The following is a 23,311-nucleotide window of genomic DNA, read 5'->3' as shown; positions in this document are numbered from 1 at the left end:
ATTTGTAAGCAGCATAACTAAGCATTTTTTAATGTAGGGTTAATTACCCCATCCTTAAGCGCTTTACCCAACCGAAAGTCTTGTAATGACAACCTTAATAAGCAAGGTAATAAGACAATGGTAAATAACGTGCTAAAAGCAAGACCACCGACAATAACCGCGGCTAAGCCCCGATAAATAGCACTACCGGCACCTGGTACTAATAACAGCGGCAACATTCCGAAGAAGCTGGTTGTGGTACTCATAAAAATAGGTCGTAAGCGCAGCACTAATGACTGTTCAATAGCTTGGGTTCGACTTAAGCCTTGTTGTTGCCCTACACGAGTTTGATGAACTAATAAAATGGCATTATTTACCACTAAGCCCAGCAAAATAATAAAGCCAATCATCGTTAACAAATCAAGTGGTTGAAAAACGCTTAGATTAAGCAATTGTATTGCTAAAATACCGCCAACTGTCGCTAATGGGATGGTAATAACCACTAACATGCTATCTTTGACTGATCTAAACAAGGCAGCCATTAACAAAAAAAGAATCACTAAAGCAAAAGCAAAGTTTTCTCCCATCACCGTAATGGCTTTAGCGAGTTGATCAGCACTACCGCCATATAAAATATTACCGTCATCGGGCATAACTAATTTAAGCTTAGGCTCCACTTGCTCTTTTAAGACCGTAATCGTTTCTTCTAGTGACCATCCTTGCGGTGGTGATACATTCAGGCTAATGGTGCGATGCCCATTAATGCGCCTTAACTGACTTGGCCCAACGGTGCGTTCAATATCCACTAAGCTCGATAATTGTGAAACGCCGCCATTACCTGTAACCATAGGCACATCGGCTAAATTATCAGGATCGCTCCAGCCGTCGGTACGTAAAATCATATTTAAGCGTTTACTTCCATTAAAGTATTCACCTACATATAAACCATCACCTAAAGTACGTACTACGCTACCTAACGCTCGACGATCCCAGCCTTGCTCGATAATAGTGCGATCATTTGGGTTTAAACTAATCTCAGGCTCTGACATCGCCAAACCTGGGTTAGCATTAACATTAGCTCCCTCAATGGCTACTTTGACTAGCTCAATGCCTTGGCGAGCAGCTTCTTGCAATCCCGTCATATTTTTAGATTGCAAATGAATTTGTACTTGTCGTCCACCGCCAAAACCACCAAATAAATTACCCTGACGAGCGAAAACTTGAGTGTCTGGTAAGTCAATCAACACTTCCTTTTTTACGACTTCAAGTAGCTCATTCACTTTACTTTGATCTTGCGCTCTAATACCTAAGTTACTGCCAAATGTGCCTGCAAACATATAGTAGTTTTTCAGTGCTGGCTCTTTTTCGCCATTCATATAGGGCTGTAAACGTTCTACTATCGGCTTAACAACCTCTTGCTCAATAGTATTAATATTCATCCCCGGCGGCAGTTGTAAAAACGCATCCACTGCGTCTCGTTTAACTGGTGGTAAGTAATCCAATTTTGGCATGGCGATAACACTCACCATTACAGGAATGATCAGCAAGCTTAACGATACCGTTAATCGTTTAGTACGAGAGTTGGTTAACTTCATCACTGAGGAAGTGATTGACTGCCAAAGCTTTTGGTTTGGATCGTTAAGTGTGCTTTGCGTTAAAAAGTATTTAGCTAATACAGGCAATAAAACCATCGCGACAATAAGCGAGATAGAAACCGCGATGGCAATAGTTAACGCTAAATCACCAAATAGCTGACCTTCAATGTCTTTAAGAAAGAACACAGGTAAGAAAATTGCGACTGTGGTCGCGGTTGACGCCAGTAATGCGCCCCAAACCTGACTAGCGCCCTGCTCTGCACTGTCATGAGCATTTAACCCTTTGTCACGCATACGCAAAATGTTTTCGAGTACGACAATCGCGGCATCTAATACCATACCAACGGCAAACGCTAGTCCAGCAAGGGAAATTACATTAAGTGAACGCCCCGTTATTTCTAAGACAATAAAAGTGCTTAATAAGCTCACCGGAATAGCCGTAGCAATAATAAAAGTTGCTCGCATGCGACGAATAAAAAACCACAACACTGACAGCGATAACACGATGCCTAAAAATAAATTCCCTGTCACTAGATTAATCGCTCGATAGATAAAGACAGAGGCATCAAACGATTGCACCATCACTAATTGTTTATCGGCAAGTAATTCTTTGTTGATGGCTTCCACTTCCGTTTTTACACTGTTGAGCGCATCTAACACGTTTGCACCATTGGCGCGGTTAATACGCATAGAAAACGCGGGGTTACCATTTTGTACCGCAACACCTTGAGGGTCATTACGCTGAACAGACACAGTGGCAATGTCACTAAGACGAATATTGCGCCCACCGCGAGCCTCTAATACTAACTGCGAGAGCTCTTCAACATCATATTTTCCGTTATAACGTAAGGTATATTGGCGTTTACCAACATCAACAAAACCACCTGAAACATCATTACTAGCCGTAACTAGGCGAATTAACGCCGGGATTTCTATGCCGAGTTCTGCGGCTTTGATTGGGTCATAACGAATTTGCAGCTCTTCTCTTACTTGCCCAGTATTTGCCTGCACAGAGGCAACCCCTTCAATGGCTTCAAGGCGCGGACGAATCACATCATTGGCGTAATCAATATAATCATTAATATCTAAATTATTGCCCGGTAACGCTTGTAAAAAGAAAAATGTTAACGCTGGGGTGTTTCCTCCCCCGCCACCACCAAGCATGATACGTGGAGGCCTAGCATCTCTGGGTAAGTTAGCCACGCGAGTCATACGGCTGATCACTTCAATTAAGGTTTGATCCATATTGGTATCAATATCAAATGATAAATTAATGAAAGCTGCCCCACGATTAGCAAAGGCATTCATTGAGCTTAAGCCAGCAATACCTCGTAGTACTTGTTCTTGTGGCTCAATAATTTCTGATTCAATCTCTTTTGGTGATGCCGCTCGCCAGAAGGTCTCTATACTAATTTGCGGTCGCTCTATATCAGGAAATAACTGGACAGGTAATTTAAATAAACTTAACAAGCCCACCAAAAGGATTAAGGCAATTCCAACGGCTACTGCTGCGGGACTAGCAAGTGCGCTTTTAGTAAACTTCATTTCAACTCCTTGAGAAAGTAACTCTGTACAACCAGAATTAACAACTAAACCACAATAAAACTCCAATCAAGCCATAACATTTCAGTAAACCTGTCACAAAAATGTGTAGCACTAATGAGTAACACTTAATGGGTATTTGGTTGCATTTCCATGACATTTATTTTCATTAAATATACAAAGGGGTTGAGTTAATGAAAGCCGCTTGCGCTTAATAACAGTTTAAATACGACCAATTACGTAGAAGAAATACGCTGCAATATAAAGACATAAATTGACATACTTTTATCGCTGATGCGCCGAATTCAACTTATCCACGCATTAGTATTATTCGACATTACAAAAACTAAAAACGCTATTGGTTGAGGAAAAGTACGCGTTGGTTATAATAAAGCCCATTTCCTCTTATCTTAGGTTCAATAAGAATGCCTTTTACTCGAATGCCCATAAAAAATCATATAAGCGTGTTGTTGTTAAGTACTTTAGGTTTTTCATCTTATGCAGAGCAGCCCAAAGAGCTAGAGTTAGAATTAGAGCCTAAAACAAAAAATCAATTACGCTTTGAGTCTTGCCTATTTAGTAGTATTAAAAACTCGGATAAAAGCACCACCCTTGCTCAAATAGAGCAGCACTGTGAAAATGAAGTAGCTAAAAAAGTTATAGAAAGGGATGATGGAAAAAATATAGAGCTTGGTGCGTTAAGTCACCGACTAATAAAAGAAACAAGAAGTGCTTCTGATCCTTATATTATGACGCCACATAAAATGAACTATATATTGCCTGCATTACTCACCGACGGTATTAATCAAGAAGCATATAAAACTCATGATAATTGGTATGGAAATCTCGAAGATATTGAAGCTAAGTTTCAATTAAGTATTAAAATCCCATTATTAGCTAATGACTTATTAGTTGAAGGCGATCAACTCTTTTTTGGTTTTACTATTGAGTCATGGTGGCAAATGTACTCAGATAAAATATCAAAACCATTTAGGGAAACTAATTACAACCCTGAGTTTTTCTATTTAGCCCCCATAGGGTTTCATCCTTTTGGAGGAAACTCGGCGATAGTACTCGGAATTGAGCATCAATCAAATGGCCGTTCTCAGGACTTATCTCGTAGCTGGAACCGAGTGTATATAACTTACTTATATGAAAAACGAAACTTCGCCTTATCGTTTAAGCCTTGGTATCGCATCCCAGAAAATGAAAAAGCTACACCACAGAGCAGTAATGGTGATGATAACCCTGACATTCTGGATTATATGGGGCACTTTGAATTAGGTATGGCTTATAAGTTCAGTAAGGATTATGAGCTTTCATTTAAAGGAAGAGAAAGCTTTTCTCATCATAGACGCTTTGTCGAGGTAGGCATCACCTTCCCATTATGGGGTAAGCTCAGAGGTTATGCGCAATACAGTAATGGTTATGGTGAAAGCTTAATTGACTATAACTATAACCAACAGCGTTTGGGCATTGGTATTGCTCTAACCACGTTTTTATAATGATACCGACTAAACTAAAATAATGAAGTACAGGCAGGACACATAACGTGTACCTGCCTGTACTTTAGAAATTGCAACTAATCGAGACTAAGCTTAAATACGCTCACGATGTACAAATTTTAGCGCATAACTTTTTAACGCATAACCTTTACAAAACGATCAGTTAACAATAAACCATCAGTGACTGGCAAATTATCAAGGTGCCCTGCAATCTCGGCTAGGCGTTGCCCTGGTGTTGGATGTGTTTTATACATTAGCGCTAAAGCAGTGTCATCGGGAGAGATAGACGATAATAGCTGTAAATTATCAACAAAAGCATAAGGATCATATCCCGCTTTTGCTAACAATCGAATACCGTATTCATCAGCGATATATTCATCCCCTCGATCTAGGCCTTTAACATACAAATATTGAGCTGTATCTGTTGCCGTTTTAGCCCACTCACTATAGGCAACCTGCTTGCTGCTCGCACTAGTATTTTGCTGATAAACTTGTGTGGTAACAAATAAACTTTCTGTTAAAGCGACACGGAGTGTTCCTTCTTGTATTGCCTGTAAATGATGCTGCTCCGTTACATGAATAATTTCATGGGCCAGTACCGCAGCAAGTTGCGCTTCATTATCAAGCTGAGCAATCATACCTGAAGTAATAAAAATATACCCCCCTGGTGCGGCAAAGGCGTTAATGGATTCACTATTGATAACACCAAATGTCCAAGGTAAATCAGGTCTGTCACTATGGCTCGCTAACCACATTCCTACTTGATTAACATAATGGTTAATATTATTTTGCTCAACAAGCGGTCGAGCCCCCAGCAATACCGCTGACATATTTAGACCAATTTGAATTTCTTGTTCTTCATCAATAGCTCTGGCATTTACAGCTTCTAGCCCATGATGTACTAGATGACCTACGTTAATATCACCTATTTTAATATCAGTACTTTGACAAGCACTAAGTAATAGTGCTGATAGTGAAGTAGCAAATAAAGTCAGTATAGAAAGTTTCTTTATTGATATAGCCATGTTAGTTATCCTCCTTTACTTGTACTTTTTGAGTAACTAACTCACCTGCTTTAGCAAACGCTAAGGCACTTTCTTTAGTTGTAGCATAGCTACTTAAGAGCTTAACCTGCTCCAAGTTTGCTTCTGCACTTTGTATATCATTTTCATCAATTCCACGAATCCCGGTCGATACTGTTGATAGTGTATCATTACCCGTGCTGGCTAAAACGCCTTCAAGCCCACTCTCACCTTGCCTCTTTGCTTGTGCTAGAAAACGAACACTGAGCATACTTACCCAGCCAGAAACACCATGATGATTTACTGAGTTCTGCTTAGCTTTACTGGAATTAGGAGTCGAGTTAACACTATCTTGAGTAATAAAATACCAAGCACGCTGACGCGACTTTACCGTAATTGGAACGCCTTGAGTTAGCACCGCAATAACTTCACCTTGTGGGTTGGCTTGCTTTAAAAGAGGTGCGTCATTAATAAGTCGTGCACTACGCTCGGTATTAGCGTTTACACTTGTCACTGTTAATAACATGGTCGCTAAAGCGACGGCTGAAAAAGAAAATACTGCATTACTTTTCATAATTCACTCTCATTTGTTATATGTGATTACTCAGTTCATCACGTTTTATATTGAGGTTGATACAATTTTACCACTGCATCACGTCCTTTAACTTGATGCTCACCATGATAAATAAAATCAAAGGTATGTTCCCCCGCAATTTTCGTTTGTTCTGACACTAATATACGGGCATTATTTTTCGTTAACCCTTCGATACGACTCGCTAAATTTACCGTATCGCCAATAACGGTATAATCTAAACGCAAGTCTGAGCCAATCATTCCAACAAGACATTCGCCAGTATGAATGCCAATACCAATATCGAAGTGCTGTAGGTGCTCAGGTAAGCTCTCTTTAAAGGCAAGCACTCTCTGCTCCATTTCCAGTGCCGCATCGATGGCCGCTACGGCGTGATTTTCATTATTCACCGGCGCGCCCCAAAAAGCCATAATGCAATCGCCAATAAACTTATCTAACGTACCGCGGTGTTGAAATATCACTTTCACTTGCTGATTAAAATAATTATTTAATAATTCAACCACTTGCTGTGTATCATTTTTTTCAGCTATTTGAGTAAAACTACGAATATCAGAAAAAAGCACTGTTAACTCTTTTTTTTGATTAAGCTTTTCAGGTGATAATGCGCCTTCAGCCAATAATGTAGTGACCATTTCGGGGTGCAAGAAGCGCCCGAACATTGCTAATGCCTGTTGACGATTACGATATTCAAGATAACCATAATAAAAAGAAAATACGACAAACGAAATGAGTAACCACGCAATAGGCCCGCCAACAAATAAAGCATATTGCTGAAACAATAAATAATAACTACTAACCGTTAGCGTCAAGCTCAAAGCTAATGTGATGACACCCGCTCGTATTAATCGGTGAGAATACTTATTTCCCCCAATAAAGCTTACGGTTATAAACGCTAGAAGCAACGTCATCAGTATATAATTAACCGCCATAGGAGCTGGTGCTAAATACTGTTTATTCTTTAAATTATCAATCGCGGTTGCCAACATATAAACACCCGGCAAGTGTGGGTTGATTGGCGTTGCGCGTGCATCAAATAACCCTGATGCTGTAGCGCCAACTAAAACGATTTTGTTGGAAAGCTGACTTAGTAACTGCTTGTCACCGTCCATTATTGCTTGATAAACATCAACATAACTCAATGTTTTATAAGGTTGTTCACGCTGCCCTTGCCACTGCAATAACACCTTATCTACGTTAGGTAACGGCATACTTAGCGATTGTATTAACTTTGCAGGTAATGACAACATTTGCCAGCCATCTATGTTTTTATTAACATCATAGTAACGACCGACACCATCAGTGCTAGCACTAAAATTGATACTCCCTAACTGCCAGTATTCTTTGTTAATTGCTTGTGGCAGCATAAAACGAGCTCGAGCATCAATAACTGCGCTCGGTGTTGCCTGTAAGCCCAACGCTGTAGGTAAAGTGCTTATTAATTGTCCTTTTCCTGACTGCGTCCTTAAAGCTAAGGTTGCAAAAAATACTTTATCGGTGGTCGATAATATTTCGTTGAAGTAGGTATCTGCGTCGGGTCGGTAAATATCAGCTTCGGCAAATAATATATCAAAGGCGATTAAGGCTGGCTGCTGCTCACTTTGGCTTCTACTATCAAATGTTTGCTGTTGAATTAACCCTTCAACAAGTTGAGCATGTATAGTTCTAGGCCAAGGCCAGCGTCCCGCTACAGGGCTTATTTTCTCTAAGCTATAATCGTCTATGGCAATCACAACAATATCATTATCAACAGGTAAATGAGGAGAGATTTTCGCCGACTGCCAATCAAACATTGAAAAATTAGCACTTGCCAATAATTTAAAGTGCAAAGCGGTAAAATACGTTATTAATAAAATAAAACCGATAATAAATGTATGTTTTTGGTTTTTATTTAACTTCATGATTAGCTTAGTAATACCTTGATTCTGGCTTAATTTAGCCTAACGTCACCTTAGCCCTATTCTCTTTAATAAATCTACTATAAAAACCTCTAATTAGCTTATTTTTATTTAGATTAAGTTTCACTCAACGATAAACTTCACTTATATTAACTTAAAGCTTAACTATCAGTTGCCTGAAGATAAGTATAATATTGGAGTTATAACAATCATTGTCGACGTTTATATTGTATTTCTGAACAAATCATAGAATAAACCTATACTTGGACAGAGCTACAGGAGTTTTTATGAACAATATTGAGCATTTTGTCGAAATTGGCAACGCACTGTCTACAGAAAAAAACCATCACGCGTTATTAGAAAAAATATTACAGCGCGCTATGCTACTTGCTAATGCCGATGCAGGTACTATTTACTCAGTAACAAAGAATGAAGACGAAAATCAACAAGCCCTAGTGTTTGATACCGTACTGAATAATAGTTTGAACTACCATTTAGGTGGCACAAGTGGCAACCCTATTGATTTTGCACCTATTAATATTTACCAGCACGGTGAAACTAATCAAAGTGCTATGGTTGCTATTGCCGCAGCGACGAGGGACATCATCAATATTGAGGATGTTTATGCAAGTACTCATTATGACTTCACCGCTGCTAAAGCGATGGATCTGCGCAACAATTATCACACAAAATCAGTATTAACGATGCCGATGCAAAATCATCAGCAAGAGTTAAATGGTGTTATTCAATTGATTAATGCCACTGATGAGCAAGGTAACATTATTGCCTTTAGTGAAGATGTTATACGTACAATCTCAGCACTAACCTCATTTGCAGCCATTATTTTAACCAATAAACAATTAATTGACAGTATGGAACAACTGTTTGCTTCGTTTTCTCAGGTTATTGCTGCAGCCATTGATCGAAAGTCGCCTTATACCGGCAACCACTGTCGCCGCGTACCTGAAATAACCATGATGTTAGCGCAAGCTTGCCATGATGTTGATAATGGCCCCTTACAAGAATTCGCTATGCAAGCTGAAGATTTTCACGAGCTTAGCGTTGCTGCTTGGCTACATGACTGCGGGAAAGTGGCTACGCCTGAATACGTAATGGATAAGTCAAAAAAACTCGAAACTGTCTTCGATAGAATAGCGCTAGTAAGTGCCCGTTTTGAAATTGCCGCACGTGATATTACCTACTCTACAAAACATAGCGACATAGGTAAGTTATCGTTACTCAAAACTTTAGAGTCTGATAGAAAATTTATTGAACATGCGAATACCGGTGGTGAGTTTTTTGACGATGAAAAAATTAATCGCGTTTATAAAATAGCTAAACATTACAAAGTGTCTATTGCAGGGGTATTACAACCCATCTTAAGTGAAGATGAAGTACATAACTTAATTACCAAACGCGGTACATTGAACCCTAAAGAGCGTCAAATTATTAATGACCATATGAAGGTTACGATAGAAATGCTCGAGTCTATGCCCTTCCCTAAACATTTAAAAAATGTACCTGAATATGCTTGTGGTCACCATGAAAAAATGGATGGAACCGGCTACCCTAAGGGGCTTAAGCGTGATGAAATGTCAGTGCAAGCACGTATTATGGCGATTGCTGATATTTTTGAGGCGCTTACCTCGAATGATAGGCCTTATAAAGCCCCTAAAACACTCTCTGAAACGCTAACGATTATGGCTCGAATGAAACTTGACCAGCATATTGACCCTGACTTATTTGATGTTTTTCTCGAACAAAAAGTGTATATAAAGTTTGCTGAAAAGTTTTTAGATTCGTCACAAATTGACGAGGTATCTATTAACCAATTACCTGGCTATGAGAATTATCCAAAATAAAATAATGGCTCATGCCAGTAATCAGAAAAACTAAAAGGTCTTTGCGATATATTGCAAAGACCTTTTTTGAGCATCAGGTGGTTAGTATCAATATTTATTGAGTGGTAGCCTCCGAGCTTATAGCTAAACCTTTAACCATCGTTATACCTTTAACAGTTGTTATATCTTTGAAAATAAGGTCATGACTTTTAGTGATTTCTGCACTGTCATATTTTGCTGTTACAGCACGATTATCATTGGCTAGCTTTTTACCTTTATTAAGGTTTTTATGCCAATCAAGGCGTAAATCCCATTGATAACGATGTGCATGTGCAAGAGGCTGCTGACTTTCATCAACCTTTTCTAATACATTGGTTGCCTTGGTTAGCACTGCATCACGACCAAACAAATAACTTTGCTCTTTGACGATAGTTAGATAAGCTTTATTCAATTGTAAGGCTCGTTCAGGAGACGGGGTAATCAGCTCATAAATATTATTCGCCGCTTTCACCTTGTCACTATCAACCTTACCGTTTTTATCAAACCAACGCGCTAACATCTCACCATTTTGACGAAACTCGTCACCGCCACCAACACGCTCAAAGTAAGTTAAAAATTCACCCTGTGTTTCTCCTTTATTTGGCGCATCATGCTGCGAGGCCAAGTTTTGATAGCCCCACCCTTCTACACCGTCAACCTTACGTGGAAACGAAAAGGTTTGATCGAGCGTGCTACCAATGGTTTTATGACAACCGCTACAAAAAGCAAGCTCTTGGTCGTATTGATGGCGTAACTGCCCTTGCTCATTTTCAATATAACCGTTTACTGTCCAACCAAATCCGGTATTAATACCTCGGTCACCTAATTGCTTAACTTGAGGAAGGTTCTCAGAGTCTTTTTCTTTTTGCTCTAAATAATATTCCGACGCTAAACTTTGCTTGCTTTTAAAGTTATGTTTTTTCATATAACGCACTTCTTTCATGCGTGGTGCGTTATAAATCCCACCTTGCTCATTAACGCCAATGTAACGCACAGTATGCAGAAACTCAGTATCTTGCGGATACAAGGTATGCTCTAGCGAAATATCACTGGCGTCACCTAAATAATTTTCTTGCTTAACAATACGGTTAATTTCATTGCTCATCACGCCGTCATTATTTAAATCTACTCCCACCTTGTATTCTGAAATAGTGGGTAGTGTCGTTTGCGCCAGCTCTTTCATGGTGATTTCAACTAACGCTAAATTTGCAAAATAAACGTCTTGCGAGTATTTACCATTAACTTCTCTAAAGGCTTTCGGTAAACGGATCATCGCATCTGAAGTTGAACCATTCGTTGGCCAAAAGGTACTTGGAAACGGTTTATAGTTAAAAGCAACCCAATGGCTACCATCTTTAGCTAGGCCTTGCTGATTAAATGCTTGCTCGGGGTAAGCAAGGTTTTCAATGGGTGTGTACTCCCCTTTCCAGTGCTTATCTTGTTGTTGTTTGTCAATAAAGTCACTGTAATTATCTTGTGCGATCCAGTCTTTAATTTGTGCATCTGAAATATTTTTTATCAGTGGACGTCGATCAATAAATAAATTTTTCCAATGATTAGTTACGCCTAAATCTGAAAACTGATATTCCCCTTGTAGTGCGCCATCATTCATGGCATTGCTACGATCTTTATCGCCACGGTAAGTTTGATGACATGCATAACACGGGTTATTAACCCCGTCAGTTTTGGTATAACACTGCGGTGGAATAACGGTTTCTGCATTGTAAGTTTCGCCATGCTCAATATATGCCATAGCAGGAATGTTTTGCTGAGTTTTATACGGATACTCTTGGACTATTTGCTCAACATTTTTCTGGCTAAGCTGCTCGTCTTGGTGCTCAACTTTATCCGCGCCACATGCACTTAGAACGCAGACAATTGCTAGCATTAAAACACGTAACATTTTGGCTTTATAAATATGGTTTTTAAGGGCGTTAATTTTCATAAGGTATCTTATTATTACGAGTTACTTGAAGGTTTTTATGTAGTTATTAACAAAGCAAGTAGATTAAGCGCTACTTGCTTTGCATTTTATTTGCACGATTTTTTACTTAACTAACTCAAATACAAGACCTGTTAGCGATTGAATTAAAGCTAAGTAACCTATCCAAACTATTTAACCAAATTAAAGGTTATTTAGATTTAGGGTCGTACATCCACAAGGTATTATTTTCTTGGAAACCATCTTCACCAATAATAATACGACCGTCTTTCATCACAATAACGTTATCAGGTTGCGATAATTGATTAACATCACAACGCTCTGCTCCCGTTAAACTTGAACGGTAAGTCCCCCCCATAACGACTGGCTCAATACGTTTAATGTCATAATTTTCTTCGAGTTTAGAACGATAAACACCACCACAATCTTTAACGCGTGCAGATAACTGAATATCACCTTCACCATCAATCATGGTGTTATCAATATCAGCAATACCGTAATACATGAAAGCTTGCATAACATCTTCACCAGCAACGGCTTCTTCTTTACCAACGGCTTCTAATGCACGGTCATGGTTAATACTAATACCTTCAAGCTTACGCCACTCAGCAGTTGCACCTTTCATTTTAGCTGCTTGACGAGACTCTAAAAACGCAGCACGATCATCCATTGGTTGACCCGCTGTTACTTTACTTCCACCATTTTCAACACTTGGGTAGGTAGCATCGCCATTAGCCCAAGCTTGAACGTCCGCTAAAGTCATGTAACTTGAAAGCCCTGAGTCGTAATCATCAGTATCAATACCGTCATATTCAGAAATCCACGCTTCAATGGTAGTATTATCACCTCGAGCAACTTCAACCCAAGTTACATCAAAACCAGTAGTTGCGGGATCTGAGCTTCCTTGGTCTTGTTTTAACTTAGCGCCGTACAAGGTACCTGAACTTAAATCTTCTGGCGTATCGGCAATAAATTTAAATAACACACCACCGGTATCATCTTGTGATGAGTAAACCGTTTTTCTGTCAGGCATAACCGTTGAGTTTTCATGCTCGTAGCGCCCGATAGTGTAATGTTTAACAACGATAGGCTCTGCACTTTTAGGCTCGGTTATTTCGGCAATATAACCATAACGATAAGGGTTAGGAAAATCAGGCGCTGTTAATGCTTCAATACCATCAGTATTGGTATTGGCAGGATCATTCCAACTAGGCGAAGTCGTTGAATTAACGCTAGAGTTAACAATCCACTCTTCTGAGGTTAACGGTGTTCCCCAAGGTGAAACCGAACCAAAACAGTTTGCTGCGGTGCCACCAACATGGTCAAAGTTAATCATCATTGCGTCTTTCACTGACCAACTGCCAAATTCATCTTTTTCAATTTTCATACGGCTCATACCGCCTGGGTACGATTCCCAGTTAGTAAAAAGGTAACCCTCACCTTCACCGGTAGACACATAACCGTTAAAATCTGGTGCATTGTTTTCAATAATTTTATCACCGCTGATCATACCGTAATGAACACCTAAACCTTTGGCCAAACCGTTAGCACCTAGCTCGCTAAAAGTATCTTGTGTTTGACCTAAAATTTGATATTCACCTAAAGCTGAAACTACCGTTTGGCGCTCAAAGTCTGATTGCGGTACTGGAGAGCTCACTACGTTTTTAGGTAAGTTATTAAAGTTAACACCACGTAAAACACCAACGGTACCTTTGTTAAATGCCTTTGCATTGACTTTATCAGTTTCAACGTTAGCATCTGACGGATGCTGAACATTGAAAAACAAATCCCCTTCATCCGTTAAAAACGCACCTGTCACTTCCGCGCCAGTAGGCACGGTGGCCAAACGTGTTAACACTGGTGTATGGTCAACGCTAACAATAGGAGCATTAATACCATCGGCACCTGCAGCGCCATCTGCGCCATTAATACCATCTTTACCGTCATCACCATCACATGCTGTCAAGGCAACCATTACCGACAGAGACAATAGAGATAATTTACTTTTATTGTACTTTTTTGTATTAACTATTGATGTAGACATTGCTCTTCCTAATTATTTTTAGATAATAAAATTTTTGTATCGCTGTTAAGGAGTCACCTAATAACAACGACTACCAAATGGCAAAAAGAGTATGGAATTGCTTATTTACAAATTAGTGACAATTTTGTGACTTTTGTGCGATGAATAAATTTTTAATAAAACACTACTGACATAACGCTGTCAGTAAGGGCGTAATATGATAAGACCAGCTAGCATTATTTAGCTAAAAACCTAGGGCTGTTGATCTTTCGAGATTTTTTGCAGCTTTTGTTGGGTATTTATACAAGGCAGAGCCTTGGTTGTGTGGTTATTCAGGACAATAAGCGCCTGCATTTTCTAATAGGTTACATCCATGTGGTGTCACATAAAAAGGTGATAACCCAGTAAAAATGACCAACAAACGCTTTTATCTCGAACAAAGTTTAACAGCGAAAGTTCAACAGCCTCTAGCATAAAACAATGACGACTTGTCTTAATAAAAAGGAAATAGCATGACAACAACTGTAATAGAAATAGTAACCTATCGATTGAAAAACAACATTAATAAGTCATTACTTAATAATTCACACGAGCAAATTAATACCTTTGTAAAACAGCAACCTGGTTTTTTATATCGTTCGATTAGTGAGGATGCTGCTGGCGTTTTACATGATATTGTCTATTGGCAAGATATGGCGTCAGCAACACAAGCGAGCAGCGCTTTTGAGCAATCAGATGCTTGTAAGTATTTAATATCTCTTACCGATGCAGATAGTGTTACTATAAAACATATGCCTGTACTCTCTGAGGCAATGATGTGTGAGTCTAGCCCAGCATAACTGCTACATCAAAACATAGGCTAAAACGCACACTTAACAGGTGCGTTTATCTTATAAGGCCGATAACCCGCTTTATTATTCAACCAATACTAACGTTATATTATTGCTATGCGAAAAGCCGAACGTCTCTTTCAAATACTCACATTATTACGTAGCAGGCGCAATTATGTTACTGCACAGCAACTTGCACACACTTTAGCGGTATCAGAGCGTACTATTTACCGAGATATACAAGCACTTTCTTTATCGGGCATTCCGATTGAAGCTGAAACAGGTGTTGGCTATAAGCTTAAAAATACTTTTAGCTTACCACCATTGATGTTTGACGAAAATGAAGTTGAAGCGCTATTACTCGGCGTTAGAATGGTAGAAAGCTGGAGTAATAACAAAATGGCAACGGCCGCCTCTTCTGCCTTAGCCAAAATACATGCAGTACTACCTGAGAAATTGCATCAAAGTGCAGTACAACAACCTGAGTGGGTCATTGTTCCTAAGTTTTCGCCACAACAGACAGAGCAATTTAGTGAGCAAATATCAACAGCGATTAAAAATTTTAAAATAACCACGCTAGATTATAGTGATGTACACGGCAGCCAAAGTAAGCGTAACATTTGGCCTTTAGGCTTAATTTACTGGGGAAAAACTTGGACAATTGTAGCATGGTGCACAAAGCGGAATGATTACCGTTTATTTCGCCTAGATCGCATCAACTCATTAACGGTAACCGATAGTCAATTTACGACCACGGACAACATTAATCTACAGCATTACATCCGTATTCAAACGGAAAAATATGGTGAATGTTAAAAACTAGTACAACATTCTTTATTGCTCTCTGCCACTAAGATCACACTTATAATTCATTAGTTTTAACTATATGTGTAGTAAGCGTACAGAACATGAATATTAACGTACTACTCATGTTGGCGAAATGCCTGTTGATGCTTTAAACCATAGAAAAAATCACAGTTTAAAACCATTAAACTGTGATTATTTGATTATTTGATTATTTACATGGATTAACCTTAAAGTTACAAGTAACGCGGTTCATCATAAATACTTAAGAGCGCTGTTTACGTTTGTGTTTAAACTTTCTTTGACTTTTATTCAATTTTTCAAATTGCTCAGAGGTTAAAACTTGTTTCATTTGAAATTTTGTTTTTGCGCGAATAAGTGCTTGAGCCGCAAATACATCTTGATTACTACTTTGTAGTTGAGTAAAAGCTTGTTCGTCAAAAGTCTCGGCTGAAAGTAAAGTGTTAACTTGCTCTTTATAAGCTTTAAGCGCTGGCTTTAGTGCTTCCATTTCAGTTTTACTATTTTGCTTTATCACTAAAATCTCAGCTTGTTGACTGTCGGTTAAGTCGAGCTTTTTAGCCATACGCTTCATCATTCGCTCGCTCTTATGAGCTGGTTTCATATCACTATCACTGGTAGCAACATCGCCCATCGCTAAACTGGCTCCTGAGAATAACAACGCAGAACACAGTGATGATGCAACCATAATGTTTTTAATTCGACTATTTTTTAAACTCTTCATAAAATTATTCATAATACTTCCCTCGGGGTAATTTACGCTCACTAATGAATAATATCATTAGCATAGTACGCTTTCGTTAAATTCAATTTTAGTATACTTACCCCTTTGCAAAGGAGTGCAAAGAGAATGTAAAGCTATGTAAAGTTATTTTTTGTTGCTTAGATATCACGTAAACTAACTTCATTATCAAGCAATTATCTTAATCACTATGTTAACAACTGCCGACAAACAACTTACTGACAGTGTTGTAGAAAATAAAAAAATTCTGCTCATTGATGATGATCATGAGTTAGCAGAGTTATTAACCGAATATTTAGCTGGTGAAAATATTACGGTTATCTCTTGCTTAGATGGCGTTGCAGGGTTGGCACAAGCTTTTGATGAAAGTATTGATCTTATTTTATTAGATGTGATGATGCCTAAATTAAATGGCTTTGAAGTATTAAAAGCTTTAGGGGGAAGTCATAAAACTCCCATACTGATGCTCACCGCTCGCGGTGATGATAACGACCGTATTTTAGGTTTAGAATTAGGCGCAGATGATTATTTGGCAAAGCCTTTTAAACACCGAGAGCTACTAGCACGTATTAATGCTATTTTCAGACGAATTGCCATTGTAAAAGAGTCAACAAATAGTTCACAAAGCACGTTAAGATCGCTAGATGGTATCGCGCCAGCTTCAACAGCAACAATGAACAACATTACCGTTAACCAGTTAACAATTAACCACGCCACCCGAGAAGTTCTTAGTCATGGTCACTCCCTCGACTTAACGGGTACTGAATATTTAATTTTGCTTTATATGGTAGAACACCATAGTAAAATCATCAGTAAAGCAGAAATATCTGAACAAGTACTACAGCGTAAACTTAGCTTATATGATAGAACCATTGATGTGCATGTTGGCAATATTCGCCGAAAAATATTAGCAACCACCGACGTTGATAAATTCAAAACCGTTCGTGGTGCTGGTTATGTGTTTTTACAAGGAGATATGAGCTAATGTCTGCCATTAAAAAGTTACTTTCATCTCTGAATTTTGGTATTAGCGCCAAACTATTTTTAACCTTTTGGTTTGTTGTTATATGTTCTATTTCAATAAGTTATGTAATAACATTACAATTACAGCATCGTCCTACTCAAGGTGTAGCGACACCTAAACAATTACACTTACTAAACCAATACGCAACGCAACAAAACAAAAAGATAATTAAGTTAGCCAACAAAGAAAAAAAATTTAACCTAAAGTCACTTCGTAATCAGTTTGAGCGTAAATATCAGCAGCACTTACTGATAAAAGATCTTGCTACAAATAAAGTTTACCTACCACGTCATCGTGCTTGGCAAGGTATTGAGAAGTATTTAAGCATTAATTCTCTACCTAACCCTGTGACTATCGATTTTGCCTACACCCAAGTTACAGGTGCCAAAGAAATTACGGTCAACAATAAAAGCTACCAGTTGTTTGTTGCTGGTCCCATCGATCGTCAGCAATTTCACAGCATTATTGAGCACTTACCGCTATCAGTGAAGATGATGATTTCCTTAATCATTAGTGCTTTTCTTTGCTGGCTGCTTGCTAAAGCATTTAGTAAACCACTTATTGCGATACAAAAAGCCAGTGATAACTTAAGTAAAGGTAATTTAAGCACGCGTCTTATTGGCTTTGATGAGCGCTCTGATGAGTTTGGCGCAGTCGCTCGCAGTTTTAATAAAATGGCAAGTCAGCTTGAAGACAATATTACCGCGCATCAGCGTTTATTAGGCGATGTATCTCATGAACTGCGCTCTCCTCTTGCACGATTACAGTTAGCAATTGGTTTAGTAGAACAAAATATAGGTAATACCGAGGAGCAACAAAGACACCTTAATCGTTGTGAAAATGAGGTTGATCGCTTAGATACTATGATAGGTGATGTGTTAACGCTTTCTCGACTTGAGCATACCAATACCACAGATCACTTTGAGCCCATTCAATTAGTAAACTTAACTCAGCAAGTGGTGGACGATTGTCAATATATTGCCAATACAAAAAACGTCATAATAACGCTAGCAAGTGATGAAAAATATTCACTTAATGGCGATAAAAAGCTTCTCATTAGTGCAATTAGCAACGTACTTAATAACGCCGTAAAGTATGCACCTGAACATAGTACTGTCAGTGTTGAGCTAACATTGATAACTGAGAAAATATGCTTAACGGTTACCGATCAAGGTACGGGTGTACCTGATAATATGCTAAGTAAACTCTTTACGCCTTTTTTCCGTGTTGCTGATGCAAGAGACCGTAATAGCGGCGGTACCGGTTTAGGTTTAGCCATTGCCCAACAAGCAATCAAGCAACACCAAGGAGAAATATATGCACAAAATACCCAGCCTTGCGGGTTAATGGTGTCGATAGTACTTCCTTTACAAAATTAAGAGCTCACTCTAATTCAACAACAAAAACACTTATTATATTGCTAACTCGTTGACTTAAATACGCTTAAAATATAATCTAGCGCCTCGTATTTTCATCAAGGAAGAAGTCGTCGTATGGTTAAGCTGTTCATCTTAATTTTTTTATTATTGTTATCAGGGTGTGGGGGATCAAGCGAAGAAACGCAAACACAAGAACCAGTAATAACAACCGCCAGTATTGACTTAGCGCGTAATTATCAAGTAATAAGCTTTACTCCCTATATACTAGAGCCTAGTGTAAACTGGAAAAATGACGACGAAATAACGCAAAGTATCAAGTGGTACGGTAATGCTAGCGTGTTCTTGAATAGTACTAATACTCTGAAACCGACTTTGCTTATGAATGAATCGGGAAGCTATAGTCTATCCGTTGAATTTATCAGTAATCAAGGTAAGAAACTTACTGCCTCAACACTCATTGTAGTCAAAGATAAGCAATCAGAAATACACTTTAGCGTACCACATTCGCTCAAACAATTTGCTTATACTAAGCTCACTGGTGACGTTAATTGGCATGATGACAATGAGAGTACCGCATCAATTATCTGGAGTGGTGATGGTACTCATTTTTTAGATAGTACTATTACCCCTTCCCCACTATTTCATCCAACCGATGCTGGATCCTATGAGCTTACAGTTCAAGTAACGAGTAATTTAGGCCGCATATTACAGCAAGTGTTAACGATTGAAGTTACAGACGATCCGATAACCTTTACTCATAGCCCAGCACTACAAGCAACTTTAAACACTGAAATTAGGCTAAACCATATGATCAATTGGCATGATAATAATGAAACCATAAAAGCGGTTACATGGTCAGGCCAAGGTTCAGAATTTATTTCAAATATCAACAACTTAACTGCTTTATTTTTAGCAACTGAAGCTGGGGAATACCGTCTGACTCAAACTGTAACAAGCTCATTAAATAGAAAAATCAGCGCCACTATTAATATTTCAGTAATAGCACAAAGTGATGAAAAAAAAGCACCAATCTATACTGCTCCAACGAGTAAAACCTTAATTCATCTTGAGCAATATACTGTGCAAAGCGCTATTGACTGGCAGAATTCAAATGAAACCACAGCCAATATTGCTTGGTCTGGTAGTGGTGCACAATTTCTCTCGAACACCAATACATTAACACCTGACTTTTCAGCCTCAACTGTAGGTGAATACACATTAGTTCAAACCATAACGAGCTCTTTTAACAGACAAGTAAATGCCGTAATCACCATTACTGTTAATGACGAACCTAACGACGTTAAAGCGCCAATCTATACTGCTCCAACGAGTAAAACCTTAATTCATCTTGAGCAATATACTGTGCAAAGCGCTATTGACTGGCAGAATTCAAATGAAACCACAGCCAATATTGCTTGGTCTGGTAGTGGTGCACAATTTCTCTCGAACACCAATACATTAACACCTGACTTTTCAGCCTCAACTGTAGGTGAATACACATTAGTTCAAACCATAACGAGCTCTTTTAACAGACAAGTAAATGCCGTAATCACCATTACTGTTAATGACGAACCTAACGGCGTTAAAGCGCCAATCTATACTGCTCCAACGAGTAAAGCCTTAATTCATCTTGAGCAATATACTTTGCAAAGCGCTATTGACTGGCAGAACTCAAATGAAACCACAGCCAATATTGCTTGGAGTGGTACTGGAGCAATTTACTTATCAGATACTAGCTTATTGAACCCCGAGTTTTCAGCAGAGCAAGTTGGCACTTTCACATTAACCCAGAATATTGTCAGTAGTTTAGGAAGAGAAGTGCAAACGACAATCACAATTACGGTTAATGATTTACCGCCAATAATACGGCCAAGTATTGAGTTAACTGCCAGTAATACTACGCCAACCCTGTACGATACCATTACTTTAACCGCCCAAGTAAGTGATAGTGATGGCGAAGTAACCAAAGTCGATTTTTATGCTGACAACTATCAGCTAGCAAGCTTAACCGCTGCCCCTTACAGTATAACAGTTACTCCACAAGTTGGTACACATCGCTATAAAGCCCGAGTATTTGACAATCAAGGAACATACTCAACCTCAAGTACCGTAAAAGTTTCAGTAAATAACTTTACTCGCAGTTTAGCGACAGATATTAAAAACTTATCCGTTAAAAGTAACCACCCTTATCTATTCATTAACCCACTACGCCTTAACACCATTAAACAAAAGGTTAATGAGTTGAACGAGTTAGACTCATGGTTAGCTAGTCGTCGCGAGCTAGTAACCGATATTAATGATACCGCAGGCATTAAAGCGCTTGTTGATGAGCGTACCAGTGGATCAATAACAAACCTCAATGATTTTAATAATGATGCTATGCGCTGGGGAATCAACGCTTACATTAACGAAAGTGCTTTATCGGTTAAATATGCTCAGTTATATATTAAATCTATCATGGAGCGTTCATTAACTTATCCAGCTGAGCCAAACGGCAGTGGTGGCTGGGTTAATAATAAAGCACCTAATGATGCACACCCGCGTGGAAAGGTTTTCGCCTTAGGTGTACTATACGACTGGTTATACAACGAGTTATCTGAAGAAGACAAAACTCAAATAAGATTAAATATTTTAGCTAACTTGGTATACATCGATGAACGATGGAGTTTTTATTCTGCTCCTTCTTATACCGGTGGTCATAGCCGACGGGCTAACATTGCCGCATTAACCGCACTATTAGCAATATACCATGATATTCCAAACCACTCAGGGTTAGAAAAGTTGCGCCCTGATGATACAAACTCTATTGACGTACAGTCTCTCTATTATAGTTATTTACAAAAAATCATTAGTCACTTCGAGAATGGCTACAACCCTTTTCTAGCCTGGTCATCTATGGGGGGCGGCTCTGAAAAAGGCTGGACCTATGGCACCAGTTACGCTAGTTTTGACGTTAATTACTTATGGCGGTATGCCACCGACGAGTCAAGCTGGTTTGCGCAATGGCATAAAGAAAAAGCCAGCTTTTATTTATACGGTTTACGAAACCTAAACACTTTTAATGAGTTTAAAAATAATGCATACCATAACTTCCCATACTCGGGAGATGTTTGGTCAACTGATTATACTGCCAACTTTCAAGGTGTCCCTTTAATGTATAGTGCGTCTGAATACAAAGACCAGCATGCACAATGGCTTTATGAAAATATGCCACAAGCCGACTCTATTTGGAAGCTTTTGTATGCAGACATAACCCCTGTTACCGCAAAGGCACCGACAGAGTTACCGCTATCAAAACATTTTGCACATGCCGGTATTGTTACCATGCGAGACTCTTGGCAAGTGGATAAAAATACCTTAGCGGTATTTAAATCAAGTTCTTTTTCTTCGATAAACCATCATCATAGAGATCAGAATGCTTTTACCATTTTTTATAAAGGTCCATTAGCAATAGACTCTGGTGGCTATAATGTCATGGGTGCTTATGGTAGCTGGCACTGGTGGAATTACTACACCAGAAGTGTTGCTCATAATACAATAACGGTTTATGACCCAAATGAAAGTTTTGGTGTGCGAAACTATCAAAACGCTGCAACAGCACTATCTAATGATGGCGGACAAATAATTAAAGGCAATAACTACCCTACACCAGAAGAAGTAAAGCCTACTGGCAGTAATAGTTTAGGTGGCGTTGTGCACTACCAACATAACAATAAATTTACCTACACAATGGGCGATGCAAGTCTTGCTTATAGTCAGGCTAAGCTAGAAAAGTTTAATCGCCACTTTATCATGCTGCCTAATCATTCATACACTCACCCTGTTTACCTTATTTATGATGAAGTTAGTTCAAAAAATAAAACATTTAAAAAATCATATTTATTACATAGTATCAACTCACCTGAAATCTCAGAAAATATGGTTAAACTTACCATAGATTCAGGTATTGATAGCGCTGATAAAGCCAGCTTATATCAAAAAACCTTACTGCCTAAACAACACAGTATCACAACAGTTGGTGGTGCTGGTGAGGAGTTTTTAGTGTGGGACAACGGTAATAATACAGCTCATAATTATATTGATGATCTAATTAGCCCTCTTTCTGGCACAGATCAGCGCGTCTATCGAGAGTCAGGTCAATGGCGTATCGAGGTCAGTCCAACACAAGCCAGTAAAGATGATGATTTTTTACATGTTATTGCTATTACCGAGCAGGAAGGTTACCCAACGGAAAGTGCATTGTTATTACCGGGTACTAATATTCATCCAGTATTGGTAAAAAACCCTAATAACACATCTCCTACAACGTTAGTTGCTATTGTTAGTAAAGCGAGTGTTAATGAGTTTAGCATTGATATATCTAATGTTAATCAAGTATTTGACACCCTAATTGTTGGGCTAAAGCCTGGCGTTAGTTACAATATTAAAAAAAGTGATACTACGATTACCATCACTGAAAGCTTAAACGCAACTATTTCAGCATCACCTCAAGGTACAATCTACTATGCGCTTTAAGCAGTCCTACTGTTAAAAAAA

14 protein-coding genes are annotated in these 23,311 nt (G+C 38.7%); 7 read left to right on the top strand and 7 right to left on the bottom strand.

The features are described from left to right. Positions 1-17: 17 nt before the first annotated feature. On the bottom strand, positions 18-3,119 hold the full coding sequence (locus ABD005_RS14720; RefSeq protein ID WP_343818381.1) for an efflux RND transporter permease subunit: 3,102 nt from the start codon (positions 3,117-3,119) through the stop codon (positions 18-20). 437 nt (positions 3,120-3,556) lie between these two features. Here ABD005_RS14720 and ABD005_RS14715 point away from each other — a divergent pair, with 437 nt between their 5' ends. Beyond that, positions 3,557-4,621 (top strand): phospholipase A, encoded by a 1,065-nt coding sequence (locus ABD005_RS14715; protein WP_343818379.1) that lies wholly within the window; start codon positions 3,557-3,559, stop codon positions 4,619-4,621. Between the two features lie 134 nt (positions 4,622-4,755). Here ABD005_RS14715 and ABD005_RS14710 read toward each other — a convergent pair whose 3' ends face one another. Genes ABD005_RS14710 through ABD005_RS14700 form a run of 3 tightly spaced genes read right to left on the bottom strand, consistent with a single transcriptional unit; the run spans position 4,756 to position 8,133 of the window. Next, the gene (locus ABD005_RS14710) at positions 4,756-5,646 is read right to left on the bottom strand and encodes a M48 family metalloprotease (RefSeq protein WP_343818377.1); all 891 of its coding nucleotides are present in this window, start codon (positions 5,644-5,646) and stop codon (positions 4,756-4,758) included. A gap of 1 nt (position 5,647) precedes the next feature. Continuing rightward, positions 5,648-6,217, bottom strand: a complete 570-nt coding sequence (locus tag ABD005_RS14705; protein ID WP_343818376.1) for a hypothetical protein — start codon at positions 6,215-6,217, stop codon at positions 5,648-5,650. Positions 6,218-6,255: 38 nt separating this feature from the next. Continuing rightward, positions 6,256-8,133, bottom strand: a complete 1,878-nt coding sequence (locus ABD005_RS14700) for a CHASE2 domain-containing protein (RefSeq protein ID WP_343818373.1) — start codon at positions 8,131-8,133, stop codon at positions 6,256-6,258. Positions 8,134-8,417: 284 nt separating this feature from the next. Here ABD005_RS14700 and ABD005_RS14695 point away from each other — a divergent pair, with 284 nt between their 5' ends. After that, the gene (locus ABD005_RS14695) at positions 8,418-9,992 is read left to right on the top strand and encodes an HD domain-containing phosphohydrolase (protein WP_343818371.1); all 1,575 of its coding nucleotides are present in this window, start codon (positions 8,418-8,420) and stop codon (positions 9,990-9,992) included. Positions 9,993-10,086: 94 nt separating this feature from the next. On the opposite strand, the gene ABD005_RS14690 is transcribed toward ABD005_RS14695, so the two are convergent. Together ABD005_RS14690 and ABD005_RS14685 are read right to left on the bottom strand one after the other, a co-directional pair. Next, positions 10,087-11,955 carry a hypothetical protein gene (locus ABD005_RS14690; protein ID WP_343818370.1) on the bottom strand — a complete coding sequence of 623 codons (1,869 nt, stop codon included), beginning with the start codon at positions 11,953-11,955 and terminating at the stop codon, positions 10,087-10,089. 187 nt (positions 11,956-12,142) lie between these two features. Beyond that, positions 12,143-13,996: an alkaline phosphatase PhoX gene (locus tag ABD005_RS14685; RefSeq protein ID WP_343818368.1), complete on the bottom strand. Its 1,854-nt coding sequence runs from the start codon at positions 13,994-13,996 to the stop codon at positions 12,143-12,145. Positions 13,997-14,487: 491 nt separating this feature from the next. Between ABD005_RS14685 and ABD005_RS14680 the strand changes: the two genes are divergently transcribed. Then, a complete protein-coding gene (locus ABD005_RS14680) occupies positions 14,488-14,814 on the top strand; it encodes a hypothetical protein (RefSeq protein ID WP_343818366.1) in 327 nt (108 codons plus the stop codon). A 108-nt stretch (positions 14,815-14,922) separates the two neighbouring features. Then, a complete protein-coding gene (locus ABD005_RS14675) occupies positions 14,923-15,621 on the top strand; it encodes a helix-turn-helix transcriptional regulator (RefSeq protein WP_343818364.1) in 699 nt (232 codons plus the stop codon). 253 nt (positions 15,622-15,874) lie between these two features. On the opposite strand, the gene ABD005_RS14670 is transcribed toward ABD005_RS14675, so the two are convergent. Then, the gene (locus ABD005_RS14670) at positions 15,875-16,366 is read right to left on the bottom strand and encodes a Spy/CpxP family protein refolding chaperone (protein WP_343818363.1); all 492 of its coding nucleotides are present in this window, start codon (positions 16,364-16,366) and stop codon (positions 15,875-15,877) included. 196 nt (positions 16,367-16,562) lie between these two features. Between ABD005_RS14670 and ABD005_RS14665 the strand changes: the two genes are divergently transcribed. The 3 genes from ABD005_RS14665 (at position 16,563) to ABD005_RS14655 (ending at position 23,290) form a co-directional block, all read left to right on the top strand. Beyond that, positions 16,563-17,357, top strand: coding sequence for a response regulator (locus ABD005_RS14665; RefSeq protein ID WP_343818361.1), 795 nt, complete (start codon positions 16,563-16,565; stop codon positions 17,355-17,357). Further along, positions 17,357-18,775 carry an ATP-binding protein gene (locus ABD005_RS14660; RefSeq protein WP_343818359.1) on the top strand — a complete coding sequence of 473 codons (1,419 nt, stop codon included), beginning with the start codon at positions 17,357-17,359 and terminating at the stop codon, positions 18,773-18,775. Before ABD005_RS14665 ends, ABD005_RS14660 begins: the two co-directional genes overlap by 1 nt. A 114-nt stretch (positions 18,776-18,889) precedes the next feature. After that, positions 18,890-23,290 (top strand): Ig-like domain-containing protein, encoded by a 4,401-nt coding sequence (locus tag ABD005_RS14655; protein WP_343818358.1) that lies wholly within the window; start codon positions 18,890-18,892, stop codon positions 23,288-23,290. The last annotated feature ends 21 nt before the right edge of the window (positions 23,291-23,311 follow it).

The sequence above is a fragment of the Colwellia asteriadis genome (assembly GCF_039523295.1).
Taxonomy (GTDB): domain Bacteria; phylum Pseudomonadota; class Gammaproteobacteria; order Enterobacterales; family Alteromonadaceae; genus Colwellia; species Colwellia asteriadis.
This window is presented reverse-complemented; position numbering and strand designations above follow the sequence as displayed.